This window comes from Georgenia satyanarayanai, from assembly GCF_900116375.1.
GTDB classification, from domain to species: Bacteria; Actinomycetota; Actinomycetes; order Actinomycetales; family Actinomycetaceae; genus Oceanitalea; species Oceanitalea nanhaiensis.
Genome location: NZ_UETB01000015.1, coordinates 55,994 through 76,054 on the forward strand (window position 1 = coordinate 55,994; position 20,061 = coordinate 76,054).

The 20,061-nt window shown below is 73.7% G+C and carries 21 protein-coding genes; 7 read left to right on the top strand and 14 right to left on the bottom strand.

The genetic code is table 11. The features are described 5' to 3' along the window. Positions 1-8: 8 nt before the first annotated feature. On the bottom strand, positions 9-1,610 hold the full coding sequence (sppA, locus tag DSZ44_RS15360; RefSeq protein WP_110853503.1) for a signal peptide peptidase SppA: 1,602 nt from the start codon (positions 1,608-1,610) through the stop codon (positions 9-11). 141 nt (positions 1,611-1,751) lie between these two features. Continuing rightward, complete coding sequence (locus DSZ44_RS15365) at positions 1,752-2,576, bottom strand: SDR family NAD(P)-dependent oxidoreductase (protein ID WP_110853504.1); 825 nt, start codon at positions 2,574-2,576, stop codon at positions 1,752-1,754. A gap of 166 nt (positions 2,577-2,742) precedes the next feature. Here DSZ44_RS15365 and DSZ44_RS15370 point away from each other — a divergent pair, with 166 nt between their 5' ends. Then, the gene (locus DSZ44_RS15370) at positions 2,743-3,090 is read left to right on the top strand and encodes a DoxX family protein (protein ID WP_110853505.1); all 348 of its coding nucleotides are present in this window, start codon (positions 2,743-2,745) and stop codon (positions 3,088-3,090) included. Positions 3,091-3,093: 3 nt separating this feature from the next. Here DSZ44_RS15370 and DSZ44_RS15375 read toward each other — a convergent pair whose 3' ends face one another. Continuing rightward, positions 3,094-3,471 (bottom strand): VOC family protein, encoded by a 378-nt coding sequence (locus DSZ44_RS15375; RefSeq protein WP_110853506.1) that lies wholly within the window; start codon positions 3,469-3,471, stop codon positions 3,094-3,096. 129 nt (positions 3,472-3,600) lie between these two features. On the opposite strand from DSZ44_RS15375, the gene DSZ44_RS15380 reads away from it, so the two are divergent. Then, positions 3,601-5,367: an alkaline phosphatase D family protein gene (locus DSZ44_RS15380; protein ID WP_258369594.1), complete on the top strand. Its 1,767-nt coding sequence runs from the start codon at positions 3,601-3,603 to the stop codon at positions 5,365-5,367. A 3-nt stretch (positions 5,368-5,370) separates the two neighbouring features. Here the strand turns inward: DSZ44_RS15380 and DSZ44_RS15385 are convergent, their stop codons facing one another. After that, positions 5,371-6,627: an alpha-hydroxy acid oxidase gene (locus DSZ44_RS15385; RefSeq protein ID WP_110853507.1), complete on the bottom strand. Its 1,257-nt coding sequence runs from the start codon at positions 6,625-6,627 to the stop codon at positions 5,371-5,373. Between the two features lie 75 nt (positions 6,628-6,702). On the opposite strand from DSZ44_RS15385, the gene DSZ44_RS15390 reads away from it, so the two are divergent. After that, positions 6,703-7,641, top strand: coding sequence for an NAD(P)-dependent oxidoreductase (locus tag DSZ44_RS15390; RefSeq protein ID WP_110853508.1), 939 nt, complete (start codon positions 6,703-6,705; stop codon positions 7,639-7,641). Between the two features lie 17 nt (positions 7,642-7,658). Here DSZ44_RS15390 and dinB read toward each other — a convergent pair whose 3' ends face one another. From dinB to DSZ44_RS15415, 5 genes are all read right to left on the bottom strand, one after another. Then, complete coding sequence (dinB, locus tag DSZ44_RS15395; RefSeq protein WP_110853547.1) at positions 7,659-8,921, bottom strand: DNA polymerase IV; 1,263 nt, start codon at positions 8,919-8,921, stop codon at positions 7,659-7,661. 38 nt (positions 8,922-8,959) lie between these two features. After that, positions 8,960-9,619, bottom strand: coding sequence for a cation efflux transmembrane domain-containing protein (locus DSZ44_RS15400; protein ID WP_110853509.1), 660 nt, complete (start codon positions 9,617-9,619; stop codon positions 8,960-8,962). Continuing rightward, a complete protein-coding gene (cmtR, locus tag DSZ44_RS15405) occupies positions 9,616-9,972 on the bottom strand; it encodes a Cd(II)/Pb(II)-sensing metalloregulatory transcriptional regulator CmtR (protein ID WP_110853510.1) in 357 nt (118 codons plus the stop codon). The genes DSZ44_RS15400 and cmtR overlap by 4 nt, the downstream gene beginning before the upstream one ends. A gap of 116 nt (positions 9,973-10,088) precedes the next feature. Next, on the bottom strand, positions 10,089-10,946 hold the full coding sequence (locus DSZ44_RS15410; protein WP_110853511.1) for a hypothetical protein: 858 nt from the start codon (positions 10,944-10,946) through the stop codon (positions 10,089-10,091). Between the two features lie 95 nt (positions 10,947-11,041). Then, on the bottom strand, positions 11,042-11,875 hold the full coding sequence (locus DSZ44_RS15415; protein ID WP_110853512.1) for an LLM class flavin-dependent oxidoreductase: 834 nt from the start codon (positions 11,873-11,875) through the stop codon (positions 11,042-11,044). A gap of 59 nt (positions 11,876-11,934) precedes the next feature. Here DSZ44_RS15415 and DSZ44_RS18425 point away from each other — a divergent pair, with 59 nt between their 5' ends. Beyond that, complete coding sequence (locus tag DSZ44_RS18425) at positions 11,935-12,183, top strand: hypothetical protein (protein ID WP_181424678.1); 249 nt, start codon at positions 11,935-11,937, stop codon at positions 12,181-12,183. 29 nt (positions 12,184-12,212) lie between these two features. Then, positions 12,213-12,956 (top strand): AAA family ATPase, encoded by a 744-nt coding sequence (locus DSZ44_RS15420; RefSeq protein ID WP_181424679.1) that lies wholly within the window; start codon positions 12,213-12,215, stop codon positions 12,954-12,956. Between the two features lie 6 nt (positions 12,957-12,962). Here DSZ44_RS15420 and DSZ44_RS15425 read toward each other — a convergent pair whose 3' ends face one another. From DSZ44_RS15425 to DSZ44_RS15445, 5 genes are all read right to left on the bottom strand, one after another. Next, complete coding sequence (locus DSZ44_RS15425) at positions 12,963-13,865, bottom strand: universal stress protein (RefSeq protein ID WP_181424680.1); 903 nt, start codon at positions 13,863-13,865, stop codon at positions 12,963-12,965. 71 nt (positions 13,866-13,936) lie between these two features. Then, positions 13,937-15,430: a UDP-N-acetylmuramoyl-L-alanyl-D-glutamate--2,6-diaminopimelate ligase gene (locus DSZ44_RS15430; protein WP_110853515.1), complete on the bottom strand. Its 1,494-nt coding sequence runs from the start codon at positions 15,428-15,430 to the stop codon at positions 13,937-13,939. Between the two features lie 37 nt (positions 15,431-15,467). Beyond that, positions 15,468-15,992 carry a CarD family transcriptional regulator gene (locus DSZ44_RS15435; protein ID WP_181424681.1) on the bottom strand — a complete coding sequence of 175 codons (525 nt, stop codon included), beginning with the start codon at positions 15,990-15,992 and terminating at the stop codon, positions 15,468-15,470. A 266-nt stretch (positions 15,993-16,258) separates the two neighbouring features. Next, positions 16,259-17,434: an RtcB family protein gene (locus DSZ44_RS15440; RefSeq protein WP_110853517.1), complete on the bottom strand. Its 1,176-nt coding sequence runs from the start codon at positions 17,432-17,434 to the stop codon at positions 16,259-16,261. 66 nt (positions 17,435-17,500) lie between these two features. Beyond that, positions 17,501-18,709 carry an MFS transporter gene (locus DSZ44_RS15445; RefSeq protein ID WP_220035226.1) on the bottom strand — a complete coding sequence of 403 codons (1,209 nt, stop codon included), beginning with the start codon at positions 18,707-18,709 and terminating at the stop codon, positions 17,501-17,503. 80 nt (positions 18,710-18,789) lie between these two features. On the opposite strand from DSZ44_RS15445, the gene DSZ44_RS15450 reads away from it, so the two are divergent. Together DSZ44_RS15450 and mug are read left to right on the top strand one after the other, a co-directional pair. Then, entirely contained in the window at positions 18,790-19,428 is a 639-nt protein-coding gene (locus DSZ44_RS15450) for a FadR/GntR family transcriptional regulator (protein WP_181424682.1), read from the top strand. A gap of 53 nt (positions 19,429-19,481) precedes the next feature. Continuing rightward, positions 19,482-20,054, top strand: a complete 573-nt coding sequence (gene mug / locus DSZ44_RS15455) for a G/U mismatch-specific DNA glycosylase (protein WP_110853519.1) — start codon at positions 19,482-19,484, stop codon at positions 20,052-20,054. Positions 20,055-20,061 lie beyond the last annotated feature (7 nt).

The following is a 20,061-nucleotide window of genomic DNA, read 5'->3' on the forward strand; positions in this document are numbered from 1 at the left end:
TCACCCTCTCAGCGGATCCGGACGGAGCGGTCGAACCAGGTGAGGACCTTCTCCGAGCCGAAGGGCCACAGCCGCTCCACGGCTCCGGCCGGCTGCGTGGCGAAGCTCGGCAGACCCGGCAGCGTGAGGCCCGCGGGCACGGTGCGCACGGGTGCGTCCTCCCCCAGGCCCGCCAGCCGGCGCGCGGCGGCGATGCCGGCGTGCAGGTCGCCCAGCTCGTCGACCAGGCCGATGCCCGCGGCGTCCTGGCCGCTCCAGATCCGTCCCCGCCCGATCTCGTCGACGCGCTCCCGGCTGAGGCTGCGGCCGGTGGCGACGCGGTCGACGAAGCGCGCGTAGACCTCCTCCATCATCTTCTCCGCCCACGCCCGCTGCTCCGCGGTGAAGGGTCGGTGCGGGCTGGCGAAGAGCGCGGCCTCCCGGCCCACGGACTCCGGGTTGAGGCCGTGGCGCTCGTCGAGCTGGGCGAGCACGGGCTTGCCGACGACGACGCCGATGCTCCCGGTGATCGTGTACGGACCGGCGACGACGTGGTCGGCGTGAGTGAGGACGTAGTAGCCGCCGGACGCGGCGACCTCCCCCATGACGGCGACCACGGGCTTGGTGCAGCGCGCCACGGCGCGGCCGATGACGTCGGACGCGAGTGCGGAGCCGCCCGGGGAGTCGACCCACAGGACGACGGCCTTGACGTGCTCGTCGCGCTCGGCCCTGCGCAGCGCGGTGACGACGGTCTCCGAACCGGCGGTGGGGCCGGGGACGAGAGGCAGCGGCGGGGTGCTGCGCGACCTGCCCGAGACTATGGCGCCGACGACGGGCACGACCGCCACGCCGTCGGCCTTCCTCGCGGCCCTGCGCACGGAGAAGTCGGGCAGGAGCAGCTCGAGGGCGCGGGGCCAGTGCTGGTCGACGACGGTGACGATCTCGTCGTCGTAGGCGATGCGGGTGACGAGCCCGGCGGCGAGCAGCTCCTCCGCGCTCGTGAAGCCGGCACCGAGGACCGCGCCCGCCTCCGCGCCGTCGGCGACCTCGGCGAGCCACGTGCGCTCGGCGGAGTCGAGGTATGCGGTGAGCTGCTCCCGCTCGTACTCGTCCATGCGGTCCTCGGAGAAGGCCGTGAGCGCGGACTTGTACTCGCGGATGCGCAGGTTCTCGAAGCTGACGCCGTGCTTGGCGAGGAACGCCCCGAGGAAGACCTGCTCGGCCGCGAAGCCGGGCAGCGAGACCTCGGCCGACTCCGGCACGACGACCTCGCTCGCCTGCGCGGTGACGAGGAGGCTGCGCATCGAGACCTGAGGGACGTAGCCGACGACGCGCTTGCGGGCGGCGAGCCGGCCCAGCGCCGCGCCCAGCGCCCGCGCCGTGCTCAGCCCGACCTGCAGCTCACCGACGCGGACGAGCACGCCCGCGAGCCAGTCGGCCTTGGCCAGCTTGTCCAGCCGCTCGGTGAGCGCCTCGAAGGTGTCGTCGCGCTGAAGCAGCGCGGCGGCCGTACCGGCGGGCGCGTGCGTGGGGTAGCTGCCGTGGAGGTCGAGGACGACCCAGTCGGGGGCGGCGTCCGCGCCGCTCGTGCGGGTGACGGCGAGTCGGAGCTTCTCGGGGATCAAGGCCATGAGGCACCCTAACCGGCGCCTGTGACACCGGTCACCGACGCGGGGCCGGCGTGCGGTCGGACGCCCCCGGACGCGCTCACCTCCCGCCCGGCGGGCGCCACGTGACGGACGGGCACCGGGTCGGCACCCGCCCGGCACGGGTCAGGTTGTGCTCGGGGCCATGCTCTGGAGCATCGCGCCCATCTTCTTCGTGATCATCTCGGTGGTGCGGCGCGGCATGAGCCGGGAGAGGAGGTCGACCATCCGCGCGTCGTTGCCGATCGTGGCCCGGTAGGAGCCCTTCTCGACGGCGGCGACGATCTGGCGGGCGGCCTCCTGCGCCGTCGTCATCCTCATGGCCGACCCGCCGGTCTCCGAGACGTCCCGCGCCTGGCCGATCCCGGAGTTGGCGCTGATGTTCGTCGCGATCGCGCCGGGGAAGACCACCGTGACGGCCACGGGCGTGTCCAGCAGCTCGGCGTAGAGCCCCTCGGTGAAGAGCTTGACCGCGGCCTTGCTGGCGCCGTAGGCGGACTGGCCGGGCACCGGGGACAGGCCGCCCATGCTGCCGACGTTGACGATGCTCGCGGCCGGCCGCTCGAGCAGGTGGGGCAGGAAGGCCTTGCACATGTGGACCACGCCCCAGTAGTTCACCGCCATGACCTTCTCGACCTCCTCGTAGGACAGGTCGTTGACGGGCACGAAGCGCTGGATGATGCCGGCGACGTTGAGGACGCCGTCCACCTGCCCGTGGGCGGCGACGACGGCCTCGGGCAGCGCCTCGACGGCGTCGCGGTCGGCGAGGTCGACGACGTGGGTGGAGAAGAGGCCGGCGTTGCCTGCGAGCGCCGCGGTCTCGGCGAGGGCGGCCTCGCTGACGTCGACGGCCGCGACTCCCGCGCCGCGGGCCAGCAGGTCGAGGACGACGGCGCGACCGATGCCGTTCCCGCCCCCGGTGACGACGAACACGTTGCCGGCGATCTCCATGTGACTGCTCCCTCTGTCGCGGCCCGCTCGGGGCCCCCCGCTGCCGGTGTCTTCCGGCTGGATCCATGGTGCCTGGGCGTTTTGCCCGGAGAGCGGGCCCATGGTCCCGGGCCGGCGGCAGGAATTCGCGGGACGGGAGCGGCTCGGATGAGGCAGGGTCGGGTGGGTGGAGATCGCACGGACCGTCCTCGCCGCCCTCACCTGCCTCCTGCTGCTCGTCGCCGCGCTGAACAAGGTGACCGGGCAGCAGTCGATGCACGACATGGCCTCGCACCTCGGTATCGCGTGGCCCCGCTACCGCGCCATCGGCGTCCTCGAGCTCGCTGCGGTGGCGGGGATCGTCATCGGGCTGTGGTGGACGGCGCTCGGGGTCGCGGCGGGGGCCGGCGTGGTGCTGCTCATGGTGGGTGCCGTCGTCGTCCACGCCCGCGTGAAGGATCCTCTCGGCGCGATGGTCCCCGCCCTCGCGCTGCTCGTCCTCGCCGCCGGCTACACGGTCACGAGCCTGCTGTGAGCGTCAGGCGCTCTGCCACAGGCCGACGACGTTGCCCTCGGAGTCCTTGAAGTACGCGGCGAAGCCCATGTCGCCCACGGGCGTGCGGCCCTCGAGGACCTCACCGCCGTGGGACTCCACCCGCGAGAGGTCGGCGTCGATGTCCGTGCTGTCCAGGACGATGACGGTGGCGGTGTTCGACCCGGCCCGGGCGGTCATCCCGCCGCCGATGTAGCCCGGCTCGGAGGCCATGCCGTCCTGCCCCGTGGGGCCGGTCTGCACGCCGACGTAGTCGAGCTCGGGCATCTCCTCCACCTGCCAGTGGAAGACGTCGCTGTAGAAGCGCTTGGCGCGGTCCTTGTTCTCGAAGGGGATCTCGAAGTGGACCACTCGACCAGTCATGACAACCTCCGCGTCCGGGGGCCGGCACCGGCGCCGGCGCTGACCCCACGATCGTAGGACCGCGCGGACGCGTTGCACAGACCCCGCGAACCGCCGTCGTGGACGGCCACGGACGAGCACACTGCTCCCATGGCAGAGCTGGTGCTGGGCCCGATGGTCCGCCGCGTCGAGGGCTCGACCGCCGCGGTGTGGGTGGAGACCTCCCGGGCGGCGACCGTGTCCGTCCGTCTCGACGACGGCGCCACCTCCTCGGCCCCCACCTTCGCCGTCCACGGGCACCACTACGCGCTCGTCGAGGTGACCGGCCTGCCCCACGGTGGCCGGGTGCCGTACGAGGTGCTCCTCGACGACGACGTGTGCTGGCCGGCCCCGGACACCCCCTTCCCCGCGAGCACCCTCGCGGCACGGCAGGCGGACGCGCCGGTGCGGCTCGCCTTCGGCTCGTGCCGCACGAGTGTCCCGCACGACGACGTCCACCACCTGACCCACGGCGTGGACGCCCTGCGCACCTACGCGCTGGCGCTGGCCGACGGCGAGGCGGGGCCGCTCGGGCAGGCACCCGACCTCCTCCTGCTCCTCGGCGACCAGGTCTACGCCGACGCGACCTCGGCCGAGATGCGCGAGTTCATCGAGGCACGCCGGGACATCACCGAGGAGCCGGGCGACGAGCTGGCGGACTTCGCGGAGTACGCCCACCTCTACGGCCTCGCCTGGGGCGAGCCGGCGCTGCGCTGGCTGCTGTCCTGGCTGCCGACCCTGATGATCTTCGACGACCACGACGTGCGCGACGACTGGAACACCTCCCTCACCTGGCGCCGGCAGATGGAGGCGACGAGCTGGTGGCACGAGCGCATCGTCGCCGGACTCGGCTCGTACTGGGTCTACCAGCACCTGGGGAACCTGTCCCCGGCAGAGCGGGCAGCCGACCCGCTGTGGGCAGAGCTGCAGCGCCGCCGGGAGGCAGAGCCCGGCACTGAGGTCGACCTCACCGACGCCGTCGACGCCTTCGCCGAGCGCGCCGACCGGGAGCCGGAGAGCTACCGGTGGAGCTACACGCACCCGCTGGGGGCCTCGCGGCTCGTCGTCGTCGACTCGCGGGCGGCGCGGGAGCTGGAGCCGGCGCGGCGCTCCATGCTCGACGACGCCGAGACGGCCTGGCTGGACGAGCAGCTGACCGGCGACATCGCGCACCTCCTCGTGGCGACGTCGCTGCCCTTCCTCCTGCCGATGGGCCTGCACCGGGTGGAGGCGCTGGACGAGGCGGTCGCGGAGGGGAGGCTGGGCCGCCGCCTGGCCACGGCCGGGGAGTGGCTGCGCCAGGAGCTCGACCTCGAGCACTGGGGCGCCTTCAGCCGGTCCTTCGCGCAGGTGGCGCGGATGGTCACCGAGGTCGCCGACGGGCGGCGCGGCGCACCGCCCGCGTCGGTGCTCTTCCTCTCCGGTGACGTCCACTTCTCCTACGTCACCGAGGTCGACCGCGAGTCCGGCTCGCGGATGCTCCAGCTCGTGTGCTCCCCCATCCGCAACCCGCTCCCGCGGGCGCTGCGGGCCTTCGCGGCGCTCGGGTCCCACGGGGCCCGTCCGCTGGGGGCGCTGCTCTCGCGGCTGGCCAGGCTGCCCGAGCCGCCCTGGCGGTGGCACGGGATCGCCGGGCCGTGGTTCGACAACAACCTCGCGGTCCTGGAGATCGACGGCGAGCGGCTGCGCACGGCCTGGCTCGGCGGGCGGGTGGCCGGATCTCCGGAGGGACGGCCGGACCTCGCCGTCGTCGCCGACCTCGAGCTCGACGTCCCGCCGGCCGGGGGTGCCCATCGCCGGCCGCTCGCCCGGGTGCACCCCGACGGGCGGCGGGGGCTGCTCGCCCGGCTGCGCCGGCGCACCGGCCGGCGCCGCTGAGCGCTAGGGGCGTGGCCGCGGCACCAGCCGCTGGAGCTGGGTGACGTGCTGCGGGCCGAGCTCCTCGAGGGTGGTGACCTGGAGGAGCTTCATCGTGCGCACCACCTGCTCGGACAGGATCGCGATGGCGCGAGCGACCCCCTCCTGACCGCCCGCCATGAGGCCGTAGAGGTAGGCGCGGCCCACGAGGGTGAAGCGGGCACCCAGGGCGACCGAGGCGACGATGTCCGCACCGTTCATGATCCCGGTGTCCAGGGCGACCTCGGTGTGCGCGCCGACCTCGCGGACGACGTCGGGCAGGAGGTGGAAGGGGACGGGCGCGCGGTCCAGCTGCCGCCCGCCGTGGTTGGACAGGACCATCCCGTCGACTCCGAGGTCGACGAGCCGGCGGGCGTCCGCGACGGTCTGGACACCCTTGACGACGAGGCGCCCCGGCCACAGCTCACGGATCGTCGCGAGGTCCGCGTCGGTGACCGAGGGGTCCATGGCCGAGTCGAGGAGCTGCCCGACGGTGCCGCCGGTCGAGGACAGGGAGGCGAACTCGAGGCGGGGGGCGGTGAGGAAGTCGTACCACCACCACGGGCGCGGCACGGCATTGGCGATCGTCCGCAGCGACAGCTGCGGGGGGATGGAGAAACCGTTGCGGGTGTCCCGCAGCCGGGCACCGGCCACGGGGGTGTCGACGGTGAACATCAGCGTGTCGAACCCGGCGCGGGCAGCGCGCTCGACGAGCCCGAAGGAGATGTCGCGCTGCTTCATCACGTAGAGCTGGAACCAGTTGCGTCCGTCCGGGTTGGCCGCCTTGACGTCCTCGATGGAGGCCGTGCCGAGGGTGGACAGCGTGAAGGGGATTCCTGCCGCGCCGGCGGCGGCCGCGCCCGCGTGCTCGCCGTGGGTGTGCATGAGCCGGGTGAAGCCGGTGGGCGCGATCCCGAAGGGCTGGGCGGACGGTCCACCGAAGACGGTGGTGGAGGTGTCCACGCGCGAGACGTCGCGCAGGATCGAGGGGTGCAGCTCGATGTCGCGGAACGCCTGCCGGGCCCGCCGCAGCGAGAGCTCTCCCTCCGCGGCGCCGTCGGTGTAGTCGAAGGCGGCCGCGGGAGTGCGGCGCTTGGCGATCGCGCGGAGGTCCTCGATGGTCAGCGCGGCGTCGAGCCGGCGCCGTCGGGCGTTGAGCGTCGGCCGCTTGACGCGCAGCAGCTCGGCGAGCTCGCTCGGACGTGGCAGCTGACGGCCGGGGAACGGGTCACGCGGCGGCATCGGCCCTCCTTCAGGACTGCATCGGTTCCGAACTGTACTGGGACCTGGCCGACAGTCGTCGGTACGGTCGACGCCATGCCCCAGCACACCTTTCGCCGCATGCTCCTCGCCGGCCGCGACGCGGCCCGCCTCGCCACGGACCTCGCCACCGTCCTGCCGGTCCTCGAGACGCGGACGGTCGCGCACGGCCCGCTGTCGGCCGAGGACGCCGCGTGGGCCGACTCCTACACCGGCTTCACCGTCCCGCCCGACCTTGCCGACTCGGGCGTCCGCTGGTTCCACCTGCCGATGGCGGGCGTGGACCGCGTCGTCGAGGATCTCGCCGGCCGCGACGTCGTCCTCACCCGGACCGTCGGGGGGATGCCCGCCGCGATCGGGAGCTACGTCCTCGCCCACCTCCTCGCCGACGCGTGGCGCCTGCGCGAGTACGCCGCGCAGCAGCTCGAGGCGCGGTGGGAGCCGCTGCCGTCGCCTCGGGTCGCCGGACGGACCGTCGTCGTCCTCGGCACGGGCGAGATCGGCGCGGGCGTCGCGGGGGCGCTGCGCGGTGCCGGGTACCGCGTCGTCGGCGTCAACACCCGCGGGACCCCTGCGGCGGCCTTCGACGACGTCGTCGCCCTTTCCGACATCGGGTCCACGCTCGCCTCCTGCACGGCCCTCGTCAACGCGCTCCCGCTGACCGACGACACCCGCGGGCTCCTCGACGCGTCGCTGCTGGAGAGGCTCGACGGCGCCGTCGTCGTCAACGTCGGCCGCGGCGCGAGCCTCGTCCCGGACGACCTGCGCTGCGCCCTCGACTCCGGCCGCGTCCGCCGCGCGGTCCTCGACGTCCACGAGACCGAGCCGCTGCCCGCCGAGGACTGGCGCTGGACCCACCCGCGCGTCACCGTCACCCCGCACGTCTCCGGGCCGACCGAGCCCGAGGACGTCGTCGAGGCGGTCGTCGCGGCACACGCCGCCCTGGCCGCCGGACGCACGCCCCCGCACGTCGTCGACCTCGGGCGCGGCTACTGACGGGCGCGCCGCCCGCCTCACAGCTCCTTCTCGGCCAGCTCCCGGAACTCCTCGGGGACACCGGCGCCGCGGCCCATCGCCGCGGGCAGGTAGCCGACGGCGGAGCGGCCGAAGCGCTCGCGGGCCGCGTCCATCGACCGGTCCAGCGCCCACCGCGCCGCGCCGGTCTCCGAGCCCGGGCGCCACGGGTCCGGGGGCGGGAGCGGCAGCTCGAGCTGGATGGCGGCCTGCGCGGTCAGCTTCGACACCGAGATGCCGAGCAGCGTGATCTCGGGCCGCTCACCGCCCTCGTCGTCGATCGCCTGCCAGGCGAGGCGCTCGGCGACCTCGGTGAGGGTGAGCGTCGCGGAGACCGGGCCCGGCAGCGTGAGGGCACGGGTGACCGAGCGCATCGCCAGGAAGCGCACGCGGACCGTGACGGTGCGCCCGGCCCTGTCCTTGGCGCGCAGCCGGCTCGCCACCCGTTCGGCGAGGTGGCCGAGCACCTCGCGGACGAGCTCGGGCGTGGCCGGGCGGCGGCCCACGGCGGACTGTGCGCCGACGGAGCGGGCGCGGGTGGACGTGCTCACCCGGCGGGGGTCCTCGTTGTGCGCCAGGCTGTGCAGCGTCCCGCCCGTCGCGCGCCCCAGGTAACGCTCCATCGCCGAGCGCTCGGTCCGCGCGAGGTCGCCGATGGTGTGGATCCCGCGGTCGGCCAGACGCTGCTGCGTCACCGGCCCCACGCCCCAGATGAGACCGACCGGGAGCGGGTCGAGGAAGTCGCGCTCGTCGTCGGGCTCGACGACGACGAGCCCGTCCGGCTTGGCGACCTGCGAGGCGATCTTGGCCAGGTGCTTGGTGCGGGCCGCGCCCACCGAGATCGGCAGGCCGACCTCGCGACGCACCCGCTCACGGAGCAGCGCGGCGATGGCGGCGGGCGGGCCGAAGAGGTGCGTCGAGCCGGCGACGTCGAGGAAGGCCTCGTCGATGGAGATGCGCTGCACGAGGGGCGTGACGTCGCCGAGGATCGCCATGACGTCGTCGGCGATGGCCTGGTAGCGGTGGAAGGAGCCGCGCACGAAGGTGAGGCCCGGGCACAGCTGCGCCGCCTTCCACCCCGCCATCCCGCCCTGGACGCCGTGCTCCTTCGCCTCGTAGGACGCGGCGAGGACCACTCCCCCGCGGTCGCTGCCGCCCACGGCGATGGGCCGCCCCCGCAGCGCGGGCTGGAGCAGCTGCTCGACCGAGGCGTAGAACGCGTCGAGGTCGGCATGGAGGATGGTCGGTCCGGTGGTGGACACGGGCCCAGCATACTCGAACGCGCGTTCGACCGCCGGCGTCACGCCGCCGGCTCGTGCCCCTCGTCCATGTCCTCCAGGACCTCGAACGGCGACTCGACGTCTCCACGCCAGGCCTCGAGGCCTTCGCGGACGGCGAGGTAGGCGACGACGAGGGCCGCGACGGAGTCCGCCCACGCCCAGCCGAAGAGGGTGTTGAGGAGGAGGCCGATGAGCACCGCCCCGGAGAGGTAGCTGCACAGCACGAGCTGTCTGGCGTCCGCCATCACGCTTGCGGACTGCAGCTCGCGGCCCGTGCGGTGCTCGAACCAGGCGAGGGCCGGCATGAGGATCAGGCTCAGCGTCGCGATCCCGATCCCCAGCGGGCTGGAGTCGACGCTCCGCGCCCCGGTCAGGGAGAGCACGGAGTCGACGACGACGTAGGCCGCCAGGGCGAAGAAGGCGATTGCGATGACGCGGACCGTGGCAGCCTCCCACCGCTCGGGGTCCTTGCGGGTGAACTGCCAGGCGATCGCCAGCGCCGAGAGAACCTCGATGACCGAGTCCAGGCCGAACCCGATGAGTGCGGCGGAGGAGGCCAGCGCGCCGGCCCAGATCGCGACGATCGCCTCCAGCACGTTGTAGCCGATGGTGAAGCCGACGACGAACCGCACGCGACGGTGGAGGGTCGCACGACGGTCGGCGGCGACTCCCACGCTCATGACGCACTCTCCGCGCAGCAGCCGGGAACCGGGCAGGCGGGATCGAGGCACGGCGCGTCCTCGTCGACCGCCAGGGTGATGTCGACGAGCGCCGTGAGGGCCCGAGTCAGGTGCGGGTCGGCGATCTCGTAGCGCGTGTGCCTCCCCTCCGGCTCGGCGACGACGATGCCGCAGTCACGCAGGCAGGTGAGGTGGTTGGACACGTTGGACCGGGTCAGCTCCAGGTCGCGCGCCAGCACGGCCGGGTAGCCGGGCCCCTCGAGGAGCGTGAGGAGGATCCGGGACCGGGTCGGGTCGGCCATGGCTCGACCCAGGCGATTCATCACGGCGAGGCGATCGGCACTGGTCAGCATGCACTGATCATACAGTGGTCACTGTACGGTTGACGACGGTGCAGTCGGGCGGCTCAGACCCGACGATCGCGGGCGGGCCTGTCGTCGCCGTCCTCGACGCCGCCCGCGGGTCTGCGTCAGCCCTCGCGGATGCGCTCGATCACCGACCTCGCGGTGGTGTCGTCGCCGAGTGCGATCTGCACGTCGCTGCCGTCGAGGGCTGCCGGCACCCTGAGGGCCGACAGCATCTCGTCGCCGACCTTCACGAGAAGTCGTCCTTCCTCCCCGAGCTCGGCAACCTCTGCGCTGAGCGAGTGGAGGGTGGAGGCCCCCTGGTCGTCGAGCTGCAGGCGGACCGCGTCGCTGCTCACGCCGTCGGGGACGGCGTCCGCCTCCTTCACGCCCGCACTGATGAACTGTGAGGGGGCGATCGTCACGGGTTCGCCGTCGACGAGGGCGCAGTCGGCGTCCGAGGCGAGGGTGCAGGTCTGGGAGACGGCCAGCTCGATCGTTCCACCACGCGAGGACCCCACGTCCTCGGAGACGGCTCGGTAGGCGTCGGTCGAGCGTGTCACACCAGCGAGCCAGTAGGCGTCCTCACCCTCGGCGGAGACGAGGATGTCGCTCTCGGCCGCCGACATGTCCGGCGCGTTCCGCGCCATGGTGATCTGACCGTCGCGACAGTCCATGGGCTCGGGACCGCTCGGCTCACCGTCGATGTGCACGTCCACGGCCCCTGTGTCGCCGAGGCAGTAGATCGTCAGGACGTAGCCCTCCTCGACGTCGAAGTCGAAGTCGGGCACCTGGGCCGATCCACGCGCGAGGAAGGGCGACACGAGGACGCCGTCGCCCGCGAACCCCTGGAAGTGCTCGAGCCGCTCCGCCACGGCCTCGAGCTCACGTCCCGCGTCGGCAGCGAGGCCGGCCGCGGCGTCGGTGTCGTCCCCGGACGAGGAGGTGCACCCCGCCAGCGCGAGCACGGCGAGGGTTGCCACGGAGGTTCTCCATCGATACCGCATACCGGCCACCGTATCCACGGCGCTCGCCACCACGAAAAGCGCGGTGGACGTCCTCGCGAGGAGGGCGGTCGTCAGGGCTCGGGCGGCCCGCGGCGGATGCGCGCCAGGAGGTTCTCCGGCCGCGCCTCCTCCCCCTCCCACCGCGACTCGACCCACCACGTCGCCCCCGCGTCGGCGAGCTCCCTGACGCGGCTGGCGGCGGCCGCGTCCCCCTCGCGCAGCACCCCCTCGACGACGACGTCGAACCCTGCTCCCCCGTCCGCCCGCCTCTCGGCCGCGAGCGCCCGGATGTCGGCCACCATCTGCGGGGTCACCGGGTCCCCCGGCCCGCCCATGGGCTGCGGCAGGACACCGTCCCAGCGCAGCGCCCGGTCCATCGACCGCCGCGAGGGCCACGCCCCGACCACCCACACCGGCACGCGGGGCCGCTGCACCGGCGTCGGGCGAAAGACGAGGTCCTCGACGCGGTGGTGCGTCCCGGTGTAGCTGAACGGCTCCCCGCGCCAGGCGAGGTCGAGGATCGCGAGCGAGTCGTCGAGGAGCTCGGCGCGGGTGCGCCGCTCGGTGGGCGCGCCGGAGACGCGGCTGAACGCGCCGTCGTCGACCGCGCCGAGACCGACCGGCATGACGAGACGCCCGCCGGAGAGGTGGTCCACGGTGATCGCCTCCCGCGCCACTTTCCAGGGGTGGCGCCGGGCGAGGGCGAAGACCATCGCCCCGAGCCGGATCCGCGTCGTGGAGACGGCGGCCGCCCCGAGCAGCGTCCAGGGGTCGTAGGTGTCCATCGCCCCCACGCTGATGCCGTCCCACGTGAAGAAGCCGTCCCAGCCGGCCTCCTCGGCGGCGACCGCCATGTCCAGGACCTGCTCGACGGAACCGAAGGACGCGACGACGCCGTACCTCATGGCCCGACGGTACTCGCGGGGGTCTGGCCAGACCAGGCCCGACGGAGGATCATGGGCCCATGGGACGCATCGTCGCGCTGCCCGCGCGGGGCGAGGTCGTCGCGGACGTCCGCGGCGGCGGCCGTGCCCTGCGAGTGTCGTGGCACCACGACGACGGCGTGGCCGTCCTCTCGCTGTGGCACGACCACGTGTGCACCGGCACGGCGCGGGTCGCCGCCGAGGACGTGCCGGCCCTGGTCGCCGCGCTCACCGGCGGACTGGCCCGCGGGTACGTGAGCGGCGCCGTCGAGGCGGAACCCACCGGCTGAGTGTCGGCCCGCCCTGGCACAGTGGGCACGTGACCGCCCTGCTCCGCATCGAGCGCCGCCCCGACGCGCCCGCCGACGACGCGGCGTGGCCCGACTCGGTCCCCGCCGTCGCCCACCTCCTCGCCCACGGGCTGGAGGTCCCGGCCGGTGTCACCTTCCTCGTCGGGGAGAACGGGGCCGGCAAGTCGACGATCGTCGAGGCGGTCGCCGAGGCGCTCGGCATCCCGCCCGACGGCGGGTCCACCGACCACGTCGGGGGCGCCGAGCGTGGGCGCGCCAGCGACCGCTCCGATCTCGGCGACCGCCTGCGTACCGTGTGGCACGGGCGCGCCGGGGGGCACCGGGGCTTCTTCCTGCGCGCCGAGACGATGCACCGCTTCGTCAGCTACCTCGAGGACGCCTCCGCGCCGGCCGACGGGCCGCCGTCACCCCACCAGCTCCACCGGCTGAGCCACGGTGAGTCCTTCGTCGAGATGCTCACCGGCTCCTGGGTCCGCGCGGCGGGCGTCGTCCTCCTCGACGAGCCGGAGTCGGCCCTGTCCTTCACGACGTCCCTCGCGCTCCTCGACGTGCTCGCCCAGCTCGCCGCCACGGAGCGGCACGTCCTGTGCGCCACCCACTCCCCGATCCTCACCGCGCTGCCGGGCGCCCGCGTCCTCCAGCTCGACGACGCCGGCATCACGCCGGTCGCGTGGGAGGAGCTGGAGGTCGTGCGGCACTGGCGCGCCTTCCTCGACGCTCCGGGACGCTACCTGCGCCACCTCGGGGACTGAGCCGCCTCACACGTGTGGGTCGTCGGGATGCTCGGGCTCCTCACCGCCGGGCACGACGGCGACGCTCACCGTCGCCCGGGACAGCACCCCCTGGCTCACCGAGCCGAGCATGAGACCGGTGAACCCGCCCAGGCCGCGCTTGGCGACGACGAGCAGGCTCGCGTCGGTGGACTCCTCGACGAGGGTGGCCTCCGGGTGGCGGCGCAGGACCCTCAGCTCGACGTCGACGGCGGGGTGGTCGGCCGCGACCTCCTCCACGGCACGGCGTGCCGCCTCGGTGGCCTGCTGGGACCTGTCGACGAGGTCGGTGTACCAGTCCCCCGGTGGCGCGCCCATCGGCATCTCGACGTACTCGGCCCGCACGGCCCGCACCGACGCACCGGTCGCGGCGGCGTGCTCGACGGCGAAGCGCAACGCTCCGGCGGCGGCCGGGGAGCCGTCGACGCCGACGACGACGGGCCCCTGCTCGGCGGTCCCGCGGACGACGACGACCGGGCAGCGGGCGTACATCGCCACCTGCTGCGACACCGATCCCACGATCATCCCGGTGACCCGGCCGTGCCCACGCGCACCGAGGACGAGCACGGAAGCGCCGAGCGAGGCCTTGAGGAGCTCGGGCGCTGCTCGCCCGACGCGCACCTCGGTGGTGACGGTGAGCCCGGGCACCGCCTCGCGGGCCGCGCGCGCCGCCCGCTCGCACACCTCGCCGCCGATCTCGACCGGTTCTGCGGCGTCGAACACCGCGACGTACCCGCCGATGGCGTGCAGGTGGACGAACGCGTGGACGACGTGCAGCGAGGTGCCCCTGCGCTCCGCCTCGGCCGCCGCCCACAGCACGGCGGTGTCGGCGAGGGCGGAGCCGTCGACCCCCACGACGACCGGGCGGTTCGGGTCAGTTGGTCTGGTCATGATCATCGCCTCCCACCCCCTTCCTATCGCGGTGGGAGGCGAGAAACCGGGGACCTTCGGCCCGTCGGCGGCTACGGCCTGGCCGCACGCTCCTCGCGGCGCAGGACCAGGGCGGCCCGTGCCTCGGCCATCTCGTCCCAGGGGATCGTCTCGGTGTCGCGCTCGAGCGTGGCCTCCGGGCCCTTGCCCGCGAGCACGACGGTGTCCTGCGGGCCGGCCTGGCCGACGGCGTGCCGGATCGCCTCCTGCCGGTCACCGATGCTCAGGACGTTCGTGCGGCCGGCCTCGCGGGCGCCACGCTCCATCTCGGCGAGGATGTCGGCCAGCGGGGTGTCGCGGTGGTCCTCCTCGGTGAGCACGGCGACGTCGGCCATCCGGGTGGCGACCTCCCCCAGCGGGGCGCGCTTGGAGGGGTCGCGGGGGCCGCCGGCGGACCCGATGACCACCCACAGCCGTCCCTCGGTGGTCACGCGCACGGTGGCCAGCGCCTTGTCCAGGCTCGGCGGGGTGTGGGCGAAGTCGACGATGACGCGCGGGTCGCCTTCCTGCCGCTCGCACATCTCCATCCGGCCGGGCACCCCGGGGAAGGTCGCCAGCCCCGCGACGAGCTCGGCGAGGGGCACACCCGCGGCGTGCACCCCGGCCATGGCGGCCAGGGCGTTCGCGACGTTGAAGCGGCCGATCATCGGCAGCACGGCCGCGGCGGAGCCGGCCGGGGTGTGGACGGTGAAGCGCAGGTCGTCCGGTCCCTCGACGACGTCCCCCGCCCACCAGTCGGCCTCGCGGCCCTCGGCGCTGTAGGTGGTGCGGCTGGGCGCCATCGGCAGCAGCTGCGTCGTCCACGGGTCGTCGGCGTTGAGGACGGCGTGCCGGGCACGCTGGACGAGGAGGGACTTGTCGGCGAAGTACTGCTCCATCGTGCCGTGGAAGTCGAGGTGCTCCCCGGTGAGGTTGGTCCAGACCGCGACGTCGAAGTCGACGCCGCGCACCCGGTCCAGGGCCAGCGCGTGGCTCGAGGCCTCGACGACGGCGCTCGTCGCGCCGTGGTCGACCATCTCCCGCAGGATCTGCTGGACCTGCGGCGCCTCGGGCGTGGTGAAGTGGGTGGGCGGCTGGCGCAGCACACCGTCGGGCAGCTCGTAGCCGATCGTCGAGAGCAGCCCGGTGGGGCGGCCGGCGCTGCGCAGCAGGTGACGCGCGAGGGCGGACGTCGTCGTCTTGCCGTCGGTGCCGGTGACGCCGAGGACGGTGAGCTCGCGGCTGGGGTGGCCGGCGAGGACCGACGCGGCGTCGGCGAGGGCCGCCCGGGCGCCGGGCACCTGCAGGTACGGGACCGGGCAGGCGACGCCGTCGGGCAGGCCCTCACCGAGGACGGCGACGGCGCCGCGCCCGACGGCGTCGGTGATGAACCCGTGGCCGTCCACGCGCGCGCCGCGGACCGCGACGAAGACGTCGCCGGTGCCCGCCCAGTCGGCCTGGTGGGTGGCGCCGCGGACCTCGGTGGACGCGTCCGCCTCCGGGGGCAGCTCGAGGTCCAGCGCGGCAGCCAGGTCACCAAGTCTCATGCGACCAAGCGTAGGTGCCCCGGCGGGGCGCGGCGGGTCAGCTCGCGGTCGCGAGCTCCTGGCCGATGTCGGGACGGACGCCCTCGAGGATCGCGGCGTCGACCATGGCGGCGACCTCGTCCTCGGTCTTGGACAGGACGAGGGCGAGCTCGGTGACGAAGGGGGCGCTCGCGTCGCGCAGCAGCTTCATCTCCCCGAAGGCCAGGCGCTTCTCCTCGTTGCTCCGGGTGAGGTCGCGGATGAGGGCGGCGATGATGAGGATCTCACCGGTGCGCAGACGGTCACCGTTGGCCTTGATGCGGCGCGACCAGACGGTCTCCTGCTCGGGGCTGGCTGCGAGGAGCACGTCGATGATCTGGCGGACACCCGCGGCGTCGACGGCGGGACGCACGCCGACCTCGGCGGCCCGGTTCTCCGGCATGGTGACTTCGAGGTCGGAGTTGTGCACGTCGAGCTGGACGTAGGTCACCTTCTCCTTGCGGATGGTGCGCGTGGAGACCTTCTTGACCGTCGCCGGTCCGTGATGAGGGTGGACGACGACCTGACCAGTGGTGAAATTCAACGCGTGACCCTTTCCCTGAAAGAGCGCCACACTCGGTGCCGGCGAATACCGAAAACGGCAGCCGACGACTGTCTCAGACCGCCCTACCGCTGAATTCCCGACATCGTCCGGGCGGTACGAGGACACGGAGGAATTCGCAGCCACATCCGGTGGGAGCGCCCGACCTCCGCGAGCCAGCGCATATCATCATCGCATATCTGGCAACAAATTGCCAGCCGGTGGCCTGCGCCACAATGGGTTTTGCGCAATCGCCGGCGGCCCGCTGCTCACTGGCCCTTGACGTTGACGAGCTGGCGCAGGACGTGGTCCACGGAGACGAGGTCGGCGGCGTCGGCCATGACGACGTCGACGTCCTTGTAGGCGTCGGGGATCTCGTCGACGAAGGCGGGGAGGTCCCGGTACTCGATCCCGGCCATGCGCCGTCGCAGGTCGGTCTGGGTGAAGGTGCGCCGCGCCTGGGTGCGGGAGTAGGCACGGCCGGCGCCGTGCGGGGCCGAGCACAGGGACATCTCCTCCCCCTTGCCCGTGACGACGTAGGACGCCGTGCCCATCGAGCCGGGGATGAGGCCGCGCACCCCCTCGTGGGCCGCGATGGCGCCCTTGCGGGAGACGAGACGGCGGCCGCCGGCGTGCTGCTCGACGGCGGTGTAGTTGTGGTGGCAGTTGACCTCCTCGAGGCGCTGCACGTCCTCGGCGAGGAAGCGCCCGAGCTCGTCGACGACGCGGTCCATCATGACCTCGCGGTTGAGGCGGGCGAACTCCTGGGCCCAGTGGAGGTGGGCGAGGTAGGTGTGGAACTCGGCGTCGTCCTCGGTGAGGTGGGCGAGGTTGCGGTCGGCGAGGTGGTCACCGCGGCGGTCGGCCACGCGCTGGGCGGCGGTGATGAAGCGGCGGGCGATCTGGTTGCCGACGCCGCGGCTGCCGGAGTGGAGGAAGGTCCACACCCGGCCCTCCTCGTCCGCCGTCACCTCGATGAAGTGGTTGCCCCCGCCGAGCGAGCCGAGCTGCAGGCGCCAGTTCTTGGCGTAGGTCTCTGGCGAGACGCTCTCCTCGCGGGCGAGACGCTCGAGCTCGGTGACGGCCTGCGGCGCGCGGCCCCACACCTTGCGGTTGTAGTTGCCGGGGCTGAGCGGCACGGCGCGTTCGATCGCCTCGCGCAGGACTGCCAGCGGGCGTCCGGCCCCGCGCAACCGGGCGACGGTGAACTGGGTGCGCACGGCGACCATCCCGCAGCCGATGTCCACGCCCACCGCTGCCGGGATGACCGCGCCCACGGTGGGGATGACGGAGCCGACGGTGGCGCCCATGCCGACGTGCGCGTCCGGCATGAGGGCGACGTGCGGGTCGACGATCGGCAGCTCGGCGGTGAGGCGGGCCTGGGCCAGCGCCTGCGGGTCGATGATCGAGGCCCAGGAGTACAGCTTGTCCGTGACGCGCTCCATGCCCCGACCATGGCAGGTGCGCGGCGGTCCGGCACGGGCAGGGCGCCGGAAGGCAGCCCGGTACGGTCAGACGCGACTCAGCACCGGGGCGGCGGGGCGCACCTGGTCCTCGAGCAGCGTGGGACGGCAGGCGACGAAACCGCTGACGAGCAGCACCGCGAGGCTGGCGAACAGGACGACGAACGCCCCCGTCCAGGACCCGGAGCCCGCGTAGAGCGCGCCGACGCCGAAGGGGCCGATGCAGGCGATGGCGTAGCCGACGCCCTGCATCGCGCCGGACAGCACGGTGGAGCCCGCCGTCGTGCGGGTGCGGGCGTTGACGAGGGTGAGGCACAGCGGGAAGGTGCTCACGCCCAGGCCGAGGAGCACCACCCAGACGACCGCGCCGGCGTCGGGTGAGAGCAGGAGCCCGGCGTAGCCCGCCCCCATGGCCGCGGTGCACACGGCGACGATGACGAAGGGGTTGCGCAGCCGGATCGCCAGGGGCGGCACGACGAACGCTGCGGGCAGCCCGATGACCGAGAAGAGCGCGACGAGCGCGCCACCGGACTCCGGGTCGGCGCCTGCGTCGATGAGGATCGCCGGGAGCCAGGTGAAGATCGCGTGGACGTTGAGGCTGGTGATGCCCATCATCAGCACGAGCGACCACAGCAGCGGGGTGCGCCACGCGCCGTGCAGGCGCTGGGGCCCGGACTCCACCGGCGCCACGGCGCCCGCGCGGGAGGCGAGGACCACCCAGAGCACGACGGCGACGGCGGTCGTCGTCGCCCACATCGCGATGGCCCACCGCCAGCCGGCGACGAGGGCGACCGGGACGGCCGCGAGGGGGGCGACGAACTGGCCCACCTGGAGGAGCGCGATGTACATCGAGCTCACCGCCTTGAGGTGCGCCGAGAAGTACTTCTTCACGAGGGGGATGACGAGCACGTTGGACGCCCCGACACCGACGAAGGCCACGACGGTGGAGGCCACGAGCACGCCGGTCGACGGCGCCAGCGCCCGCAGCACGATGCCGCCGGTGGTAAAGGCGACGGCGATCGCGATGGTGCGCTCCAGTCCGAGCCGGCGTGCCACGGCGGCCGCGACCAGCCCGAACACGGCGAAGCAGGCCGTGACGATCGTGCCGAACACGCCGTACAGGGACGGCCCGAACTCGAGGTCGGCGCCGATCGTGTCGAGCAGCGGGGTGAACCCGGTGACCGCGGTGCGGAGGTTCAGCGCGGTCAGGACGATCGCCAGGAGGGGCAGCACGCTCGCCCGGGCCTTGTCACTCATGTCGACCTCAAAGGTAGGATGATGGGATGAATCGGGCAGACACTAGCGCACACCAGGCACCCCTGCGCAAGGCGCCGAGCATGACCGACGCCGTCACGGCGCGCTTCCACGAGGCGGTCGCCTCCGGCGAGTGGCCCGTGGGCGAGCGCATCCCGGTCGAGGCCGAGCTCATGGCCTGGGTCGGCGCCGGGCGCAACACCGTGCGCGAGGCGGTCCAGTCGCTCGTGCGGGCCGGGCTCGTCCGCCGGGAGCAGGGGCGGGGCACCTTCGTCATCGCCCGGTCCGAGCTCGCGACCTCCCTCACCCGTCGCGCGACGCGCGCGCACCGGCGGGACGGACTGGAGCTGCGGGCCGCCCTCGACGGCGCGGCAGCCCGGATCGCGGCGCTGCGCCGCGGCGACGAGGACGTCACCGCCCTGCGCGAGGCGCTCGACGAGCGGACCCGCGCCTGGGAGCAGGACGACCGTCAGGTCCGCATCGTCGCCGACCTCCGGCTGCACCGCGCGGTCGTCGCCGCCACGCACAACGAGCTGTTCATGGAGCTCTACGACGGTCTCGTCCCGCTCTACGAGGAGGTGCTCGCGGACGACGTCGACGACGACGAGGACCCCCACGCGGGCGAGCACGAGCAGCTCGTCCACGCGATCGTCGAGCGACGGCCGGTCGAGGCGGAGGCCGCGGTCGCCGACATCCTCACGCCCCTCATCGACGAGCTGTGACCTCCGGCGCCGGCCGGCGGCGTCCGCGCCGGGGACATGCCTAGGCTGCACCCATGCCTGCTGACCGGCGCCCCACCCGGGAGGAGCTGCTCGCCTCGGCCGACCGCACCCTTCCGCTCGTCGTCGCGCCGGGCCTGCGGGTGCTCTTCTGCGGGATCAACCCCGGGCTCTACTCTGCATGGTCGGGGCACCACTTCGCGCGGCCGGGCAACCGTTTCTGGCCCGCCCTGCACCGCTCGGGACTCACCCCGCGGCAGCTGGCCCCCTCCGAGCAGGAGCAGCTGCTCTCGTGGGGGCTGGGCGTGACGAACGTCGTCGAACGGGCCTCGGCCACCGCCGCGGAGCTCTCCCCCGCCGAGCTGCGGGAGGGCGGCCGGCGCCTGCGGGCCGACGTCGCCGAGCACCGCCCCGCATGGCTCGCCGTCCTCGGCGTCACCGCCTACCGCACGGCCTTCGACCGGCCCCGCGCCACCTACGGGGAGCAGGACCTGCGGCTGGGGTCCACCCGGGTGTGGGTGCTGCCCAACCCGAGCGGCCTCAACGCCCACTTCACGCCGTCGCGACTGGCGGAGGCCTTCGCCGAGCTGCGCCGCGCCGTCGAAAGGCGCGGCGCAGACCCGGCGTGAGCAGGCC